Raw genomic sequence first — 16,270 nt, forward strand, 5'->3', positions numbered from 1 at the left:
TAGGTGTAGAAAAAATGATTTTAAATTTATAGACTAACAACTTAAATTGATAAAAAAATAATATTTAACAATATTGACCTAAATAGGACTTGAGATTTGGTACAAATATTGCTCATATCTAACTAAGGCAATATCAATAAGAATGCGAAATAAAAAACGAAAGGATGATTGCAGGAGAGAAGCACAGATCGTGCTCGCCGAAGGAGCAAGTTCCCCCAGGAAACTCTCAGGCAAAAGGACTGTAATCATATAAAAAATCTGGAGAGAAGTAGGCCGGATCTACTCACCGAAGGGGAAGGTTCACATTGCTTCGCAAGGAACCAAAGCTCTCAGGTACCAATGACAGATGGGGCGAACATAGGAAATATAATTTCCAAGGAGCCTATATGTGTCATATTGTTGTGATTGGTGCAGGTATTACTGGGGTAACGACAGCTTACGAACTCGGATTACTCGGTTATCGTGTCACCGTGGTCGATAAACATCTTTATCCTGCTATGGAAACGTCGTTTGCCAATGGTGGACAATTATCAGCATGTAATGCTGAAGTCTGGAACCAAAAAGCAACGGTGGTGAAAGGCATCAAATGGATGTCACAAAAAACCGCGCCATTACTATTAAATCCAAGTTTTAATCTTCATAAATATTCATGGCTTTTTGAGTTTATGGGACATATTAAAGATTATCGTGAAAATACTCACGAAACCGTCCGTCTCGCATTGATGGCACGTCAGCGTTTATTTGAAATAGCTGAGCATGAAAACTTACAGTTTGATTTAGAAAAACGCGGCATTTTACATTTCTTTCATAATCAACATGATTATGAGGTGGCGACTCAAGTTAATAATATGCTCTGTGAAGGTGGTTTAGAGCGTCATCCTGTGACATTAGCTGAAATCCGTGATATTGAGCCTAGTCTGACAGGTGAATACTATGGTGGTTTTTATTGTCCGGGGGATGCCACGGGCGACATCCACAAATTTACGACGCAGCTTGCTAAAGCAACAGAACGCTTTGATGTGAAATATATGTGGGGTTTTGAGGTGACTGACTTTGAACATCATGCAAAAGGTGTCAATGTTCAGTTAAAAGCCAGTGATGAAAATATGGAGCATCCTGATGCTGATACCATACTTGAAGCAGATGCTGTGGTGGTCTGTGGTGGCGTAGGTAGTTATGAACTTGCACATAAACTCGGTGATCGCGTAAATGTGTATCCAGTCAAAGGATATTCAATCACCATTAATTTAAATGATGAACAAAGTCAGGCCAATGCGCCTTGGGTAAGTCTGTTGGATGAAAGTGCCAAAATTGTGACTTCACGCTTAGGTGCAAATCGACTACGTGTTGCAGGCACGGCAGAGTTTAATGGCTATAACCGAGATATTCGTGCCGATCGCATTCAGCCTTTAATTGATTGGTCGAATCGCAACTTTAATCTATCAACTGAACATGTAGTGCCGTGGGCGGGTTTACGACCAATGATGCCCAATATGATGCCTGTAGTGCATGCAGGTAAGCGTGATCATATTTTCTATAATACAGGGCATGGTCACCTTGGATGGACCTTATCTGCGGCAACAGCTGCGATGATTAGCCAGCAAGTGCAGCAAACACATCCGATTTAACTGACATATTGTAGACATCAAAAAGCCTCAATGTTGAGGCTTTTTTGATGTATCTAAGTCATTCGAATTTGATCTTAATCATATAAACGATAAATCCCTGCAAAACGTTCACAGCCTTTTTGTTCAGTTTTTACTGAGAGTAAGGCTTTACTGTAATTGAACTGATATTTGCAGTCGTGTTCATTATCGGTGATTTGATTTTTTTGTTCGGGTGTTGTGTAAGCTAAAAATGGAATGGTTTGTGTTTCAACTCGATTGTTCGGATTACGATAGGCAATGCCTTCTATTTTGATACTGTCTTTGCCAAGTTGATGTACCTTTAAATGTACAGGTGATGTCGCAAAATGACCATTTTCAAATTTAAGATAATGCTGCGTTAGACTTTGGTTCATCGAGGTATAAATATTCAAATCTTCATGGCGAAGCTCAAATTGTTGTTTAAAACACTCCAAGTTTTTGCATTGCTGAACACGACTGTACCATAATTTTTGCGTATCTATCAGTAAGCGTATTGGGGCATCGGTAATTAACTGCGCCGTTAAAAAAAGCCCATCTAACTTTTCACGTTGTTCTTCAAAACCGTCAGAACAGTAATTTTTTTTTGCCTGAGTATTGGCCTGATCACAGTCTATCTTTTCTGCATGCGTAAACATCGCTAGGCCAGAACCTATTAGCAGAACTAGTCCGAATTTTTTGATGATATTTATTTCAGTTTTCAACAGCATGATCGCTTATACTTTCACTATGTTGCGCTTGCCCACACTATAGCGAAATAGAAAGCGTGAATACAAGATTTCAATCATTATTTTCTCAAGGAACTCAAGCATGATAGCTCAAATTCGTATCGGTCAGGGCATGGATGTGCATGCATTTGAAGAAGGTGACTTTGTAACGCTTGCTGGTGTTCAAATTCCACATACACATGGACTCAAAGCACATTCTGATGGTGATGTGGTACTGCACGCGCTTTGTGATGCATTATTAGGAGCTTTGGCACTTGGAGATATTGGTCAGCATTTTCCAGATACAGATCCAAAATTTAAAGGTGCCGATAGTCGAGTACTTTTAAAACACGTCTACCAAATGATTTTAGATCGTGGATATGTACTTAATAATGCTGATATTACCGTGGCTTGTGAGCGCCCTAAACTAGCAAAACATAATTTAGAAATGCGTCAAAGTATCGCAGATGTTATGGATGTTGAAGTTACACAAATTAGCATCAAAGCGACCACCACCGAAAAATTAGGGTTTACTGGTCGCCAAGAAGGTATTCTTTCTACTGCAACAGTACTGATTTCTCACGCAAAATGATCTGGATGGATCAGTGCATGTTGTAAATCTTGAGTTGCTTTACGGCCTTGAAGTTGTAAGGCAACCGCATGGATTAAACCTGTCCATGTTTCATTGGGTTCCCAAATTTGATGCATCAAATCTTGAGCCTTTGGCATATCAACATCCATATAGTATTGACGATATAAATACATCAAACTGCTGACACGGAAGTTTTTCGCACAGTGTAGCCAAACCGTTTGACCTTGAACCAAATGGTCAATCATATCGAGTACTAAAAGGCATTGATCATCTGAAGGGGTATCCCAAGAGATTGGAACTTGGATGTAGTTCAGGCCTAGATCTAGGCAAATGCGGTCTTCATGCTCAATATGATTGGATGCATCGGTCAAGGCTAAATTGATAACTGTTGAAACACCATATTCTTTAATCGTTTGAAGCTCAGAAGGAGATGGTTGTCCTGACGTTAATAAGTGTTCATGTATATATTGGAAGTTTTCAATATGACTTAACGCATTTTCGATTTCATTCATCTGACAAATAATCCTTCAAAGTAAAACGCCATCTCGAAGATGGCGTTTTTCATTCACTTAGCGTGTCGGTAACACGTCTTTAAGTGCTTCATGCATCTCTAACAAGACTTTTTCAGTCGTATCCCAATCGATACAGCCATCAGTCACTGATTTACCATATTCGAGGTCACATAGGTTGGCAGGAATATCCTGACGACCACCTTTTAAGTGACTTTCTACCATAATACCCACGATTGACTTGTTTCCGTCAAGGATTTGTTCAGTAATATTTTTGAGAACAAGGGGTTGTAGGTACGGGTCTTTGTTTGAGTTTGCATGACTGGTATCAATCATAATTTTGCCACTAACTTTTGCTTTGGCTAATGCCGCCTCTGCATCTGCAACTGAACCTGCGTCGTAGTTTGGTTTACCGTTACCGCCACGAAGTACAACGTGTGCATATGGGTTACCACTGGTACGAATAACAGAAACTTGACCTTGGTCGCTTAAGCCCAAGAAGCTATGACCATGTTTAACAGATTGCATGGCATTGGTCGCAACGGTTAAACCGCCATCTGTACCATTTTTAAAGCCCACAGGTGAAGAAAGGCCAGAAGACATTTCACGATGTGTTTGGCTTTCAGTGGTACGCGCACCAATCGCTGACCAAGAGATAAGATCTTGGTAGTACTGTGGTGAGTTCGGATCGAGTGCTTCAGTTGCACAAGGCAAACCTTTTTCATTCAATTCAAGTAAAAGTTTACGACCAATACGTAAGCCTTTTTCGATGTTGAAAGAGTCGTTCATGTCAGGGTCATTAATCAGACCTTTCCAACCCACAGTGGTACGTGGTTTTTCAAAATACACACGCATCACGACATAAATCGTATCTTGGATTTTGTCACTTAAAACTTTTAAACGGTCAGCATAATCATGTGCAGCGACTGTGTCGTGAATTGAACATGGACCAATGACAACAAAAAGACGTTTGTCATTTCCATCTAAAATATTACGTACAGTTTCACGGCCCTTAAGGACTGTTTGATAGGCAGTTTCAGTCAGAGGTAGCTCTTTTTTTAGTTCTGCAGGAGTAACAAGAGGCTGAATGCTTTTTACATTCACGTCATCAATGTCGTTTTGGGTAATAGAATTTGACTGTAAAGTATTCATTGCCGTCACTGGTTTGATTATACAAAAGGTTGTTTCGTGAGCCGAATATAACATGAATATAGCATTCAAATGTTATAAAAAAGATCAATAAGTCTCTGAAAAAAAAGTGATGAATCGGGCAGTTAATTTAAACCTGCTGACTATTCACCGTCGGTGCGATCAACATTGCAGTTGTTGGTTTTTCGACAGGTTTTGATTTTACTGGATTAATGATGAAATTCATGCCTAAAACAAACAAGGTAATGCCTAAGACTTTACGAATGACTTTTTCAGGTAAACGTGAGCTGATTAAAGTTCCGACCACAATTGCAGGAATAGAACCCACCAATAACCAACCCAATAAATGAAAATCGACATTACCTGAGCTCATATGACCCAAGCCTGCAACCAGTGTAAGAAGCACGGCATGTACGACGTCAGAGCCGATAATACGAATCATCGGTAAGTTCGGGAACATAAGCACCAAAGCCATAATACCGAAGGCACCTGCACCCACAGACGATAGAGTAACGAATACGCCTAAAATAATCCCCATGATGATGATATATGCACGCTTATTTTTAGCTTGGAAATTGATACGCTCCAGATCAGCACTCATATCATCCAACTGATCAGTTTTTCGAAATTTATTAAAGAATTTTTCGATATGACCACGGAAAATAATTGAGATCCCTGTAATCGTCAGCATAAAACCTAAAAACATGGTTAATACCGTTTTGTAATGTGTCGATTGGCTCAGATAGTTTTCCAGTACCCAATGGGTCGCAAAAGACGCAGGGATACTGCCGACAGCAAGCCAAATAACAATGGTCCATACGATATTCATTTTACGTGCATGAACTAAAGAACCACAAAATTTTGAAATAGCGGCATACAGCAGGTCTGTACCAATCGCAATATGGGGTTCAATTTTATACAGGCTGATCAGGATCGGGGTCATCAATGAACCACCGCCAACGCCGGTAATACCTACGCAGAAACCTACAATTACACCTGCCAGAATGAACTCTAAAGGACCGACCATCGCTGAATGCCAAATATCAAAAAACGTGCATATCTTATGACTAATTGATATAAGTCGTTGTCTCGATTAGTGATTTGCTTGTGAAAAAAATAGATAAAGAGTGGTTTTAATTTGGAAAATAATGGATTTTAAATAAGCTAAGTTATTGATTTCGGCTTTCTCAAGTAGTTAATAGTTAAAATGGAGATTATGCTGCAGTGAAATCGTATATTTTGAATATAAGGCTTTGAATATCTGAAGTGGATATCCAATACCTAAATGCACTGTAGGTTTTCAATTCTAAGCTTTTGATTTGTTATTTATCGATATATGCGACTGTGAACTTAAAGTCCATTCCTGCAAAATCTATACTCCTTAAAAAGATAAGGTTTCGCCATTATTCGAATATGAGTAGAAGGACACTAACTAGACATTTTAAACATGCGTCAGAACTACCTATTGTCACTTGGTCAAATAATTAAAGACTGCGATGTGGGGCTGAATTGCTCGAATTGACAGATTATTCAGTTGATAAACTTGCGGAAAGCACGGGTTTTAAAACCGCAGTACTATTTCGTAAATTGTTTAAGAGTAAATACGGTAAAAATCAGAACCATTGGTATAAAAATTTTTAGTTAGTAGCTAAGTAGCAGTGATGAATATTTCTAAAATGGTGACTTAAAGACGTGCAGCTTTTTTTTGGAAATCTATTAACTTTGCGAAGGACTCGTATAGAATCTATAGCTAAAGAAAATTGAGTTAAAAGGACAGACTTTTGCAAAATCGGAAACTTAAAATTGGCATCGTGGTTGGGGAAGTATCCGGGGATACATTAGGCGCCAAGCTTATCCGTAGTTTTCGAGAGCAAGGGATCGATGCGGAATTTGAAGGCATCGGTGGTCCGCAAATGATTGCAGAAGGCTTTAACAGCTATTATCCGATGGATATTTTATCAGTGATGGGGATCGTTGAAGTCTTAAAAGATATTAAAAAACTCTTTGCTGTACGTGATGGTCTGGTTGAAAAATGGACTGAAAACCCTGTCGATGTTTTTGTAGGGATAGATGCGCCGGATTTTAATTTGCGTTTATCCAAGAGCTTGAAGCAAAAGCAGCTACCAATTAAAACAGTGCAATATGTCAGCCCTTCAGTGTGGGCATGGCGACAAGGCCGTGTGCATGGCATTAAGGCGAGTATCGATTTAGTCCTTTGTTTATTTCCTTTCGAAAAAGCGTTTTTCCAAAAATGGCAAGTTCCGGCTGCATTTGTCGGACACCCATTGGCAAGTCAGTTGCCTTTAGGTAATCCACTCGTTGCGGCTAAACACGAGTTAGGCTTAGATGAGCAGCAAAAGCACATTGCATTACTTCCGGGCAGCCGTCGCGGTGAAATTGAGCGCTTAGGGCCTTTGGTGCTGTCTGCCGCACAGATTTTGACGGAGCAGCATCCAGACTATGTGTTCCTGATTCCTGCAATCAATGATGCACGTAAACAGCAAATTGAATTGTTGCTCAAGCAGTACCCTGAAGCATTACAAGCCAAAGTTCGCTTGATGGAAAACACCGATACCGAATCTAAAATTGGCCGTCAGGTGATGAACGCATCGAATATTGTCGCATTGGCTTCGGGTACAGCGACTTTAGAAGCGATGCTTTTACACCGTCCAATGGTGACCTTTTATAAGTTAAATTGGCTGACTTACCATGTGGTGAAATTGCTGATCAAAATTCCGTATTATTCATTGCCAAATATTATTGCGGGCAAAAAGGTGATTCAGGAACTCATCCAACATGATGCAACGCCTGAAAAATTAGCAGCAGAAATTGAAAGCTTGATGGATGTTGAAAAATCGCAAATTCAAGTGATGCAGCACATCACCATGCATAAACAACTGCTTTCAGGTAACAGTGAAAACCCTGTGGAAGCGATTTTAAAGCTTTTAGATTAAACCTTTAAAGTGACTCAGTTTTTGCGAGTTGATGCTGCTGTCGATACTGGCTCGGTGTTAGATCATAAAACTTTTTAAAAGTTTGGCTAAATGCCGTTTCAGATGAGTAACCGATACGATGGGCAATTTGCTGAATAGTCAGTTGCCCCATTTGTAAGTGCTGTGTCGCCAGTCGCAAACGATGTTGCTGCAAATAGGCGAGTGGAGTTTCACCGAGCATTTGAGTGAATAAACTGGCAAATTTAGAACGTGACATGCAACATTGTTCTGCCAAGCTTTCGACGGTCCATGCATGCTGTGGTTGTTCGTGAATCGCTGCCAAAGCGTTGGATAATTCAGGATGACTTAAGGCATGCAACCAACTGCTCGAATCTGACAAAGCCGCAATATAATCACGTACACATTCGATAAATAAAATACTCACTAAATGATCCAAAATTTTGTCGCGGCCTGGACGGATCTGATGCGCTTCAACTGCCAGAAAATGTAAGCCAATTTGCAACCATTCCGGTGCGGTACTGCTCATGATATGTGGTGTATGTAACAGTGTGGGGAGTGCATTCACTAAGGGCTTTGCCATAATGCTGTCGACATGCCCACGGATCGCCAGTACAAACAATTCTTCTGCTTCATGAGACTCAGCATAATTTAATTCAATGGTTTTATTTCGTTGCTCTTGAAACAATGACGTGATGTTTATTGACTCGACCAAGACATCAGACTGTATAGATTTGCAGTAATGATTTTGCCCTGAGGGAATAAGGCAAAGATCGCCAGCTTCGAGTAAAACCTGCTCTTGATCTATATGTACAACACACTGACCTTGAATCACTACATACGCAACCATGGCATTGTGATCTTGAAAATGAAAAGCCCAAGGATGCTTTGATCTCAAATAAATATATTCAGATCGGTGGAGATGAATATCATCAAAAATTTTACTTAAAGCATCCATATTTCAAATATTTACTCATATTAATTTTGTACTTATTGATGGTCACTATGTGTTTAAAGGTCAACATTTATCCTTAAATGCCAAAGACGATCGCATAGTTTTTTTGGACGCTTAAAACTGTTCTGGCTGCCCATATTTTACGAATATAAACACAGAAGAAGTAATTAGGGAAGTCTAGCGCATGAATGCACCAGTAAAATTAAATGAACAGCAGCTCGCTCAGTTAGAAAGCAAAATCGGTAGTGTTTTAGATAAAAAACGTTATGGTTGGCTATTGAGTCCAGGTTTACCAGTCATTGGTATGGGGATTTTGGCGGGTTATCATTTTGGTCCCAAACCGACAAAAAAACTATTTGCCATGGGCGGGCCGCTTCTACTGCATGTCATTATTCCTGCACTGGATGCACTGATCGGTGATGATGCCAATAACCCGACAGATGATGACATCAAAGTTTTAGTGAATGATCCTTATTATGATCGGATCGTCAAACTATTTATTCCACTGCAAATGGCAGCGAATGCTTTTGCTGGCTATGTGGTTACCCGTAAAGATGTTTCAATATTAGATCAAGTTCTACTTGGGATTTCGATGGGTGCCATCAATGGTGTTGGCGTAAATACAGCTCATGAACTCTGCCATCGACCACATAAAAAAGACCATTATTGGGCACATGCGACTCTCGCACCATTAGGTTATAGCCATTTCCGCATTGAACATCCTTATGGGCACCATAAACGTGCGGCAACGCCTGAAGATCCTGCATCTTCAAAAATGGGCGAAACTTTTTATGAGTTTTGGCCACGCACTGTATTTGGTGGAATTAAATCGGCGGTGCAGATTGAGAAACAACGTTTAAAACGTAAAGGTTTAAGTTTCTTTTCGAAGGAAAATGAACTGTTTCATGGTTGGGCGATGAGTGCAGGTTTTCATGCCTCGATGCTGAAAATGTTTGGTAAAGGCGTGACACCGTATTTAGTTACACAGGCCTTTTATGGAATCAGCCTTTTTGAAATTATTAATTATATTGAACATTATGGCCTGAAGCGTGAGCAAAAATCGGATGGAAGTTATGCGCGAACCATGCCTGAACATAGTTGGAATAACAATAATATTGTGACCAATCTATTTTTGTATCAATTACAGCGACATTCAGACCATCATGCATATCCGACTCGTCCATTTCAGGCTTTAAGACATTTTGATGAAGCGCCAGAGTTGCCTAGCGGCTATGCCACTATGCTAATTCCTGCTTTAGTACCCTCTATTTGGTTTAAGATGATGGATAAACGTGTCTATGATCACTACCAAGGTGATTTAACTAAAGCCAATATTCATCCTAAACGCCGTGCAAGCCTTTTTAAAAAGTTTGCGGTTTCAGGCGATTAAATTGAAAACATGATGAGAAGAATCCCAAGCTTGTCTGCTTGGGATTTTTTATTGTGCGTATTATTAACCGATGCTACGCAGTAACATCAGAAGCGCACGTTGATTCAAATAAAAGAACGATACACGGTAACGTCATCCGAAATTGTTTGAGACAAGACTTATTGTAATCAAAAATGTTTCTGCGATTCTTTGAATAATTAGACGTTAGTGAACGAGTTTTGTCGGTGAGGTACATTGCACCGCAAGATGGTTTCCTTTCGAAGCTTCGCTTCTCATTTTGCCGAAACAAAAGTATCTCCAGCCGAAGGCTAATACCTTTATTCAATCTTTAGATGTATGACTCCGTCGAATAGACTTAAAAATCATCTTTAAAATGTAAAAGTAATTCTACGTGCGTAACATCATTTAAAATCCCAAATTTTCTGTTTAAAACTTAGTCATTTCTTAAGACCACCAATAGCGCAAAATGTGGAAAAAAATCGGTGCTGAAAAGCAGATTGAATCAATTCGGTCGAGCATGCCACCATGGCCTTGGATGAGCTGTCCCCAATCTTTTACACCACGATCGCGTTTAATGGCCGACATGACCAGACCACCAAAGAAACCGAATATACAAACAATAAAGCCAATACATGCAGCCTGTAGGTAGTTAAAAGGTGTAAGCCATGACATAGCCACGCCTAGTGCAGTGGCTAAAGCAATGCCTCCTATTAACCCCTCAACGGTTTTAGACGGTGAAAGTATCGGTGCGACTTTGTGCTTTCCAAATAGCTTGCCACAGACATATTGCAAAACATCGGAGGCTTGTACCACCATGATCAACCAGATCGCTAGCCAAATTTTTTCACCTTCAAATCCGGGAAGTTTAAGATTTAATAGCGCAGGCACATGCGAAATACAGAATACGCTGATCATCAGACCCCATTGAATTTTTGAACTGCGTTCTAAAAATCGCGTGGTATCTTCGGCTTTGAGTGTAGCGATAGGGATTAGAAGAAATACATACAGCGGAATAAAAATCGAATATAGCCCATACCAGTCGATATACACCAAGTAATACTGGTAAGGGATGACAAAATAAAAAGCGATCAATAAAGGAAGATAATCACCGCGACGGGTCGGCAGTAAACTGATAAATTCACGTAAAGCAAAGAGTGAAATCAATGCAAACAGCATCACAAAGGCGATTTTGCCTAATGAAATTGCTACACCAAGTACCAACAGCATGACCCACCATGCATTGATCCGTGCATTTAAATTGTCGATAACTGGTGCAGGTGCATAACCCGCTTTAAATTTTAGTATTGAGCCAATGGTTGAGGCAATAATCAAAATAACTGCAAAAATACCAAACAATACATAGGTCATTTGCGCATTGGTGAATTCCATTATTGATACTCCAATGCTTTTAATTTGAGTAATTCATCCTGAGCGTAGTTTAAAAACTCAGTTTTACTCTGTTCATTATGGGCTTCTAAAGGCTTACCAAATATAACGGTAGATAATAGGGGGAGTGGTATAAGCGCGCCTTTAGGCATGACACGTTTTAAATTTGAGATCCACACAGGCACGATTTCAACATCAGGAAATTGATTTTTGAGATGAAATAAGCCGCTTTTAAAGGCTAATAATTCAACGTCATCATTTAAATTTCGAGTACCTTCAGGAAAGAAAATAATCGAGTCACCTTGTGCTAATACGGTTTTGATCGGTTCTAAGGGATCTTGATTTTGCTCTCGATTTCGCTGAATAGTGACGCCAGTAAACGTATCTTGAATGAGAAAACGTCGAAAGCCATCTTTTAACCAATAATCCGAAGCCGCTACAGGACGTGTCTTTCGTCTGAGATCTGTCGGCAGTGATGACCAAAGCAAAATAAAGTCGATATGGCTATTATGATTTGCATAATAAATACGCTGTTTCATAACCGGTTTGCACCCGACCCATAGACTCCGCGCACCCGTGAGCAGCCGCGCACCACGACGAGTGAGAAAGGCAATATAGCGAGCAATTGAACGGCTTAAAAAATTACCTTTCATTGGTGAGTGAGCATTCCCTGAAGTGTCTAATGGATTTGGCATAGATTCAAATTATTGTGAATTATTTATACAGTAAAAATATGCAGATGAATGCGATGTATTGCAAGCAAAGCACAAAGATCTGCCATTTAAATAAAGCCAGACAACCTAACTCACGTAGTTCCCAGGCGCGGCCACATTTATTTGTAGGTATTAATTTTAGGTTAATTAAACTTAAGTCCAGCTCTTTGGTGGTTTGTTCTAGGCTTTGGGTTTGGCTGTATTCAGCGACAGTGGCTAAAAGTGCCGAATCAAATTTGATTCTCAAGCTTAAATAATGCTGTATTCCGAGCAAAACTAGACAAATCAATACATATAGCAAATCGAATAGCATCACATTGCCAAACTGGATGATGAGCCAGAGCGTGAGAATCGCTGCCACATACGCTGAGATGAGCAATCCAGTGGTGGATTGCAACAACTTTGACAGCACCACAAGTTGTAAATTCATGGTGCAAGTCCTTTAAGTTTTAAACGATAAGTATTTAAATGTTTTATTTGCGGTGCTTTAAGCACGACCCAAGGACGGTTATGGCGAATAATCCGTAAAACATCTTCGACTGAATATTCAGGATGTTGTTTCAATAATAATGCGGCCACTACAGCACTACTTCGTGAATATCCCAAAGCACAGAAGACCAAGATGTTTTGTGCTTCATCACTTTTTTTAGAGTTCAATAATAGTTCTAAAGACTCTACAGCATGATGCAGCTGATTGGCCTGTAAAGGAATCAGGTCTAAACTCAAGTTTTGAGCATAGGAGCATTTTGGATAAATGGGTAATTCTGCACAACAATCGAGTAAAGCATCATATTGTTGCAAGACCTGTTTGGACGGATAGCGACCTAAATAAATATAACTCTGATTGATTTTGATGATTTTAGAATCTTCGGGATGGCGATAGGTCCAGATTCGGCTATTGATCCAAGCAAATACAAAGTAGGGCGCGAACAGCATTTTTGCAGCAATAGTCATATCACCATGACTGAGTTTTTGAAAAAAATACGGTCGATTGAATAAATATGCAAACGAAACTAAAAGTAGACTGCTCGCAGGATAGAGTAGCCAAAGCCACCAACCTTTTGCATGTGCGATTGCGCTACAAAATAAGGCAGCAAACAGATAAAGGATGCCGATTTTAATGTGTTTTAAACTTAGCCGACTCTGGCTGTTTTGAGTCCATGGCGCAGAGCCAGACATTGGGAATAGCCATAAACATAAGGCACCGACCAATAAACCAGTTGGGATATCTATAAAATGGTGCTGCCAAGTGGTTAGAACTGAGAGACCAATCAAAAAGGACCAACCATCTACCAGATATTTTAGTTTGCCTGTGCTATGCCGACGGAAAAAATCCCAAAGTATCACCAGTAGCACAATGTGCAGGGAAGGTGCTTGATTAAACGGTTTATCAAAGCCCATCAAGACATCAAACCATAGGCCGAAAAAACCTGTGAGTTCGGGGCGTTCAAAGCTAAAACGTAGCGGGAAAATTAAAAAGCAGCTGATTGAAAGGATTTGTGCCGAAAATAGTCGCAGGACATGTTGTTTTAATTCAAACTTATTCCAACAAAGTAATAAAGACAATCCATAGAACAGATCAATCGACCAATAAGGCACAATACTCCATGGCCAAAGTGGAATATATTTTTCCCATTCAAAGACGATAACAGGTACAGACGCTAAACCCGCAGCGTATTGGTTGGCAAAACCATAACTTAAGAAGAAAAAAGGTGCCAGAAATGCCAAACACAGTAGGCCGTATTTCCAAGTTCCTGTATCCGTATCCAGTTTATGCATAAGATTGACCATCCAAGCTTAAATTTTTTGTGCAACGGAAACTGTGAAAATACCAAACTCATCAATGACTTGATCGACTTTCTTGAAACTGGATTGCTCAACCAAGGCATCCATTTCTGCTTGTGAGCGCAAACGCATGACCCATGCATCTCCTTGGCGATGTGAGGTCAGGGCACGGGCGATAAACTCTTGTTGCGGATGCCAAATTTGACCTGTGTAGATGAGATAACCATCTTTCTCAATGGCCTGACTCAAGCCTGATAAGGACTGTCTAAGTAAATCATTATCACTAAATAATTCGTATAAACCTGAGACCACGGCTAGAGTGGGTTTAGGTTCAACACTGGCTAAAGAAGTGGTATCAAATGCATCCGCTTCTACAAATTTGGCAATCTGGCTTAAACCTCTTTGCTCAATCATTGCTTGACCCGCTTGTACATTGATCGAGCTATAGTCTCTAAGCAGAATAGATTCAGGCTGCTCAGGCAGTTTTTGTACAGCATCTAAAATATATCGGCCATGGCCTGCTGCAATATCCATAATCCGTACCGCGTGTTGGGCATCATTTAACTTAGAAGCATATTTCGTTAATAGCGCTTCAATATTTTGTTTTCTAACGCGAATACCACGCCAACCAATTGCATTTAAATATTGTCGATCGATGATTTTACCCAGTGCGTTTTGGCTTTCTGATTGATCTCTGTAGACAAAATCTAAGGTGCTGCCAGAGTCATATCCTGTCTCTTCACCAATTTTTAAACCTTTAGAAAAGAGACTACCAATTTTAAGATTTTGTTTTGTTAAGCTCCAAAATGCATGTTTTAAAGAGTGTTTTGGAATCGTTGAACTTAATGTTTCTGCAACGGCACAGCTTGGGCCAATTTTATCTGCATCTAAAAGTTTAGGTGCGGAATAGGGTTGTTTAAAACATTGTTGAATAAAGCGATGGATTTTATCTGTGGCGATTTTTCGATGTTTTTCACCCAAAGTATCATGATAAAAACCGTCTAAGACGTGAAATTCCTTCATTGGATGTGGGAGTTTTTGATAAAACGCCAATTGTGGTTTTTGATGCACCACGAAGTCAGATCCTGAACATAAAATCTGTGTAGGAACAAAAATATTTTGTGCATCTTTAACGATTCGATCTGAGGCTGCATATAGACCCAGCAGCATCCGGACTGATATGGCCCGAGCGATCTGTGGGTCAGTGTTATAACTCTGTGCACGTGCAGTATCGTGGGTCAGCATTTTGGCTTTGACATAACTATTAATAAAAAAGTTGCCAGCGAATTTGTTGAGGAGTGTTAAGCCGGGTTTTGCAAAAGGCACATAGAGTTTGATGTTAAATGCAGGCGATGCAAGGCATAAAGCACGGATTTTAGGGGCATAATCATGCACCCATGTCGCGGCTAAAACAGCGCCAACGCTTTGAGCTACAATTGCTATATTCTCTGATCGAATTTGGTAATTTTGTTCTATATGCTGAACAAAATATTGAATGTCTTGAACGCATGCAGAAAAGCTCGGTGCATCTCCTCGTTCACCAGGAGTATTGCCATGGCCTCGCGCATCCCAAGCGAAAAAATCAAAATCAGGCAAATTCAATTCATTGACCAAATGCGCCATTCGTCCCGAATGTTCATGGCCACGATGAAATAAGATCACCGCTTTTTTCTTACGGTTGCTTTTTAAACTGCTATTTTCCCAATGTTGATAAAACAAGGATGTTCCATCATGGCTCGTAAAGGTATGCTGAGTATTGTTATACATTGTGTTGTTCTCAAAATAATAAATCGACTGACGATCTAAACTGAAATTTATTGTGGGTTGATAATGCTATTTTTAATGCGGTTATAAATCGTGATAAATAATAAAAAGATGATAATAATCAAAATACTATTGCAAATAAGAGACAATGTATTTAAACCGAAGTTAAATATAGAAGAAGTCACGATCACGATACAGATGATGCTAAATACAAAAGCACGGTCACTTTTTCCCATTGGACCATCGTAGCGACGTTCTTGACCCACTAATGGCGCCATCACACCTGTATATTCAGCAAGTATGGCGAGAAAACAGGTCAAAATTAGCAGTTCGGCTTGAATAAAAGCAAAACAAATTAAACTAAAATAGAGTGCTGAGTCAGAAATCACATCACATAATTCATTATAAAAAGCACCGAGTTTGGATTGTTGGTTGAACTCACGTGCCAGCATGCCATCTATGGCATTGAAGCCCATTCGAATAAGCATCCACACGGGGAAAATCAACAGTAAAATGCCAATACCGTTGTGAGAGAAATAGATATAAATAAAAAATGCCACAGCTAGCGAAATGAACATTGCTAGTAGTGTTACTTGATTTGCTGTAATACCAAGATGATGAAGTGATTTAACCAAAGGTCGAAGCAGGTTTTGAAATGCAGGTTTAAGTTGGTAGATCGAAGGCATATTATTGTTATAGCGGTATGATTTGCATGAATTTTATACG

The 16,270-nt window shown here is 39.8% G+C and carries 15 protein-coding genes and 1 riboswitch; of the genes, 4 read left to right on the forward strand and 11 right to left on the reverse strand.

The window, feature by feature from the left end; all coding sequences use genetic code 11:
• The first annotated feature begins 161 nt into the window (after positions 1-161).
• A riboswitch (glycine riboswitch) is annotated at positions 162-252 on the forward strand.
• A 134-nt stretch (positions 253-386) separates the two neighbouring features.
• Positions 387-1,628 (forward strand): D-amino acid dehydrogenase, encoded by a 1,242-nt coding sequence (locus tag AC25JC_RS05800; RefSeq protein WP_180162737.1) that lies wholly within the window; start codon positions 387-389, stop codon positions 1,626-1,628.
• Positions 1,629-1,702: 74 nt separating this feature from the next.
• On the opposite strand, the gene AC25JC_RS05805 is transcribed toward AC25JC_RS05800, so the two are convergent.
• Positions 1,703-2,353, reverse strand: coding sequence for an A1S_1983 family putative colistin resistance protein (locus tag AC25JC_RS05805; protein WP_180035702.1), 651 nt, complete (start codon positions 2,351-2,353; stop codon positions 1,703-1,705).
• Between the two features lie 100 nt (positions 2,354-2,453).
• On the opposite strand from AC25JC_RS05805, the gene ispF reads away from it, so the two are divergent.
• A complete protein-coding gene (gene ispF, locus AC25JC_RS05810) occupies positions 2,454-2,942 on the forward strand; it encodes a 2-C-methyl-D-erythritol 2,4-cyclodiphosphate synthase (RefSeq protein ID WP_111884307.1) in 489 nt (162 codons plus the stop codon).
• Here ispF and AC25JC_RS05815 read toward each other — a convergent pair.
• The 3 genes from AC25JC_RS05815 to AC25JC_RS05825 all read right to left on the reverse strand — a co-directional run bounded on the left by AC25JC_RS05815 (position 2,930) and on the right by AC25JC_RS05825 (position 5,627).
• Positions 2,930-3,454 (reverse strand): protein tyrosine phosphatase family protein, encoded by a 525-nt coding sequence (locus AC25JC_RS05815; RefSeq protein ID WP_078191020.1) that lies wholly within the window; start codon positions 3,452-3,454, stop codon positions 2,930-2,932. The genes ispF and AC25JC_RS05815 overlap by 13 nt on opposite strands.
• Positions 3,455-3,511: 57 nt before the next feature.
• Positions 3,512-4,603: a 3-deoxy-7-phosphoheptulonate synthase gene (locus tag AC25JC_RS05820; protein WP_143221612.1), complete on the reverse strand. Its 1,092-nt coding sequence runs from the start codon at positions 4,601-4,603 to the stop codon at positions 3,512-3,514.
• Positions 4,604-4,730: 127 nt separating this feature from the next.
• Positions 4,731-5,627: a sulfite exporter TauE/SafE family protein gene (locus AC25JC_RS05825; RefSeq protein ID WP_078193863.1), complete on the reverse strand. Its 897-nt coding sequence runs from the start codon at positions 5,625-5,627 to the stop codon at positions 4,731-4,733.
• 754 nt (positions 5,628-6,381) lie between these two features.
• On the opposite strand from AC25JC_RS05825, the gene lpxB reads away from it, so the two are divergent.
• Complete coding sequence (gene lpxB, locus AC25JC_RS05830; protein ID WP_486923645.1) at positions 6,382-7,554, forward strand: lipid-A-disaccharide synthase; 1,173 nt, start codon at positions 6,382-6,384, stop codon at positions 7,552-7,554.
• Between the two features lie 4 nt (positions 7,555-7,558).
• Here lpxB and AC25JC_RS05835 read toward each other — a convergent pair whose 3' ends face one another.
• Positions 7,559-8,509: an AraC family transcriptional regulator gene (locus AC25JC_RS05835; RefSeq protein WP_486923646.1), complete on the reverse strand. Its 951-nt coding sequence runs from the start codon at positions 8,507-8,509 to the stop codon at positions 7,559-7,561.
• Positions 8,510-8,690: 181 nt separating this feature from the next.
• On the opposite strand from AC25JC_RS05835, the gene AC25JC_RS05840 reads away from it, so the two are divergent.
• Positions 8,691-9,896, forward strand: a complete 1,206-nt coding sequence (locus AC25JC_RS05840) for an alkane 1-monooxygenase (RefSeq protein ID WP_486923647.1) — start codon at positions 8,691-8,693, stop codon at positions 9,894-9,896.
• 444 nt (positions 9,897-10,340) lie between these two features.
• On the opposite strand, the gene AC25JC_RS05845 is transcribed toward AC25JC_RS05840, so the two are convergent.
• The 6 genes from AC25JC_RS05845 to AC25JC_RS05870 form a co-directional block, all read right to left on the reverse strand.
• On the reverse strand, positions 10,341-11,285 hold the full coding sequence (locus AC25JC_RS05845; protein WP_486923648.1) for a phosphatidate cytidylyltransferase: 945 nt from the start codon (positions 11,283-11,285) through the stop codon (positions 10,341-10,343).
• Positions 11,285-11,935, reverse strand: a complete 651-nt coding sequence (locus tag AC25JC_RS05850) for a lysophospholipid acyltransferase family protein (RefSeq protein WP_180023981.1) — start codon at positions 11,933-11,935, stop codon at positions 11,285-11,287. Before AC25JC_RS05850 ends, AC25JC_RS05845 begins: the two co-directional genes overlap by 1 nt.
• A gap of 61 nt (positions 11,936-11,996) precedes the next feature.
• Entirely contained in the window at positions 11,997-12,425 is a 429-nt protein-coding gene (locus AC25JC_RS05855; protein WP_486923649.1) for a hypothetical protein, read from the reverse strand.
• Positions 12,422-13,774: a phosphatase PAP2/dual specificity phosphatase family protein gene (locus tag AC25JC_RS05860; RefSeq protein WP_486923650.1), complete on the reverse strand. Its 1,353-nt coding sequence runs from the start codon at positions 13,772-13,774 to the stop codon at positions 12,422-12,424. Before AC25JC_RS05860 ends, AC25JC_RS05855 begins: the two co-directional genes overlap by 4 nt.
• An 18-nt stretch (positions 13,775-13,792) precedes the next feature.
• Complete coding sequence (locus AC25JC_RS05865) at positions 13,793-15,547, reverse strand: bifunctional alpha/beta hydrolase/class I SAM-dependent methyltransferase (protein ID WP_486923651.1); 1,755 nt, start codon at positions 15,545-15,547, stop codon at positions 13,793-13,795.
• Between the two features lie 47 nt (positions 15,548-15,594).
• Positions 15,595-16,230 (reverse strand): CDP-alcohol phosphatidyltransferase family protein, encoded by a 636-nt coding sequence (locus AC25JC_RS05870; RefSeq protein WP_180089935.1) that lies wholly within the window; start codon positions 16,228-16,230, stop codon positions 15,595-15,597.
• Positions 16,231-16,270: the final 40 nt, after the last annotated feature.

This window comes from Acinetobacter sp. P37 (genome assembly GCF_057480965.1).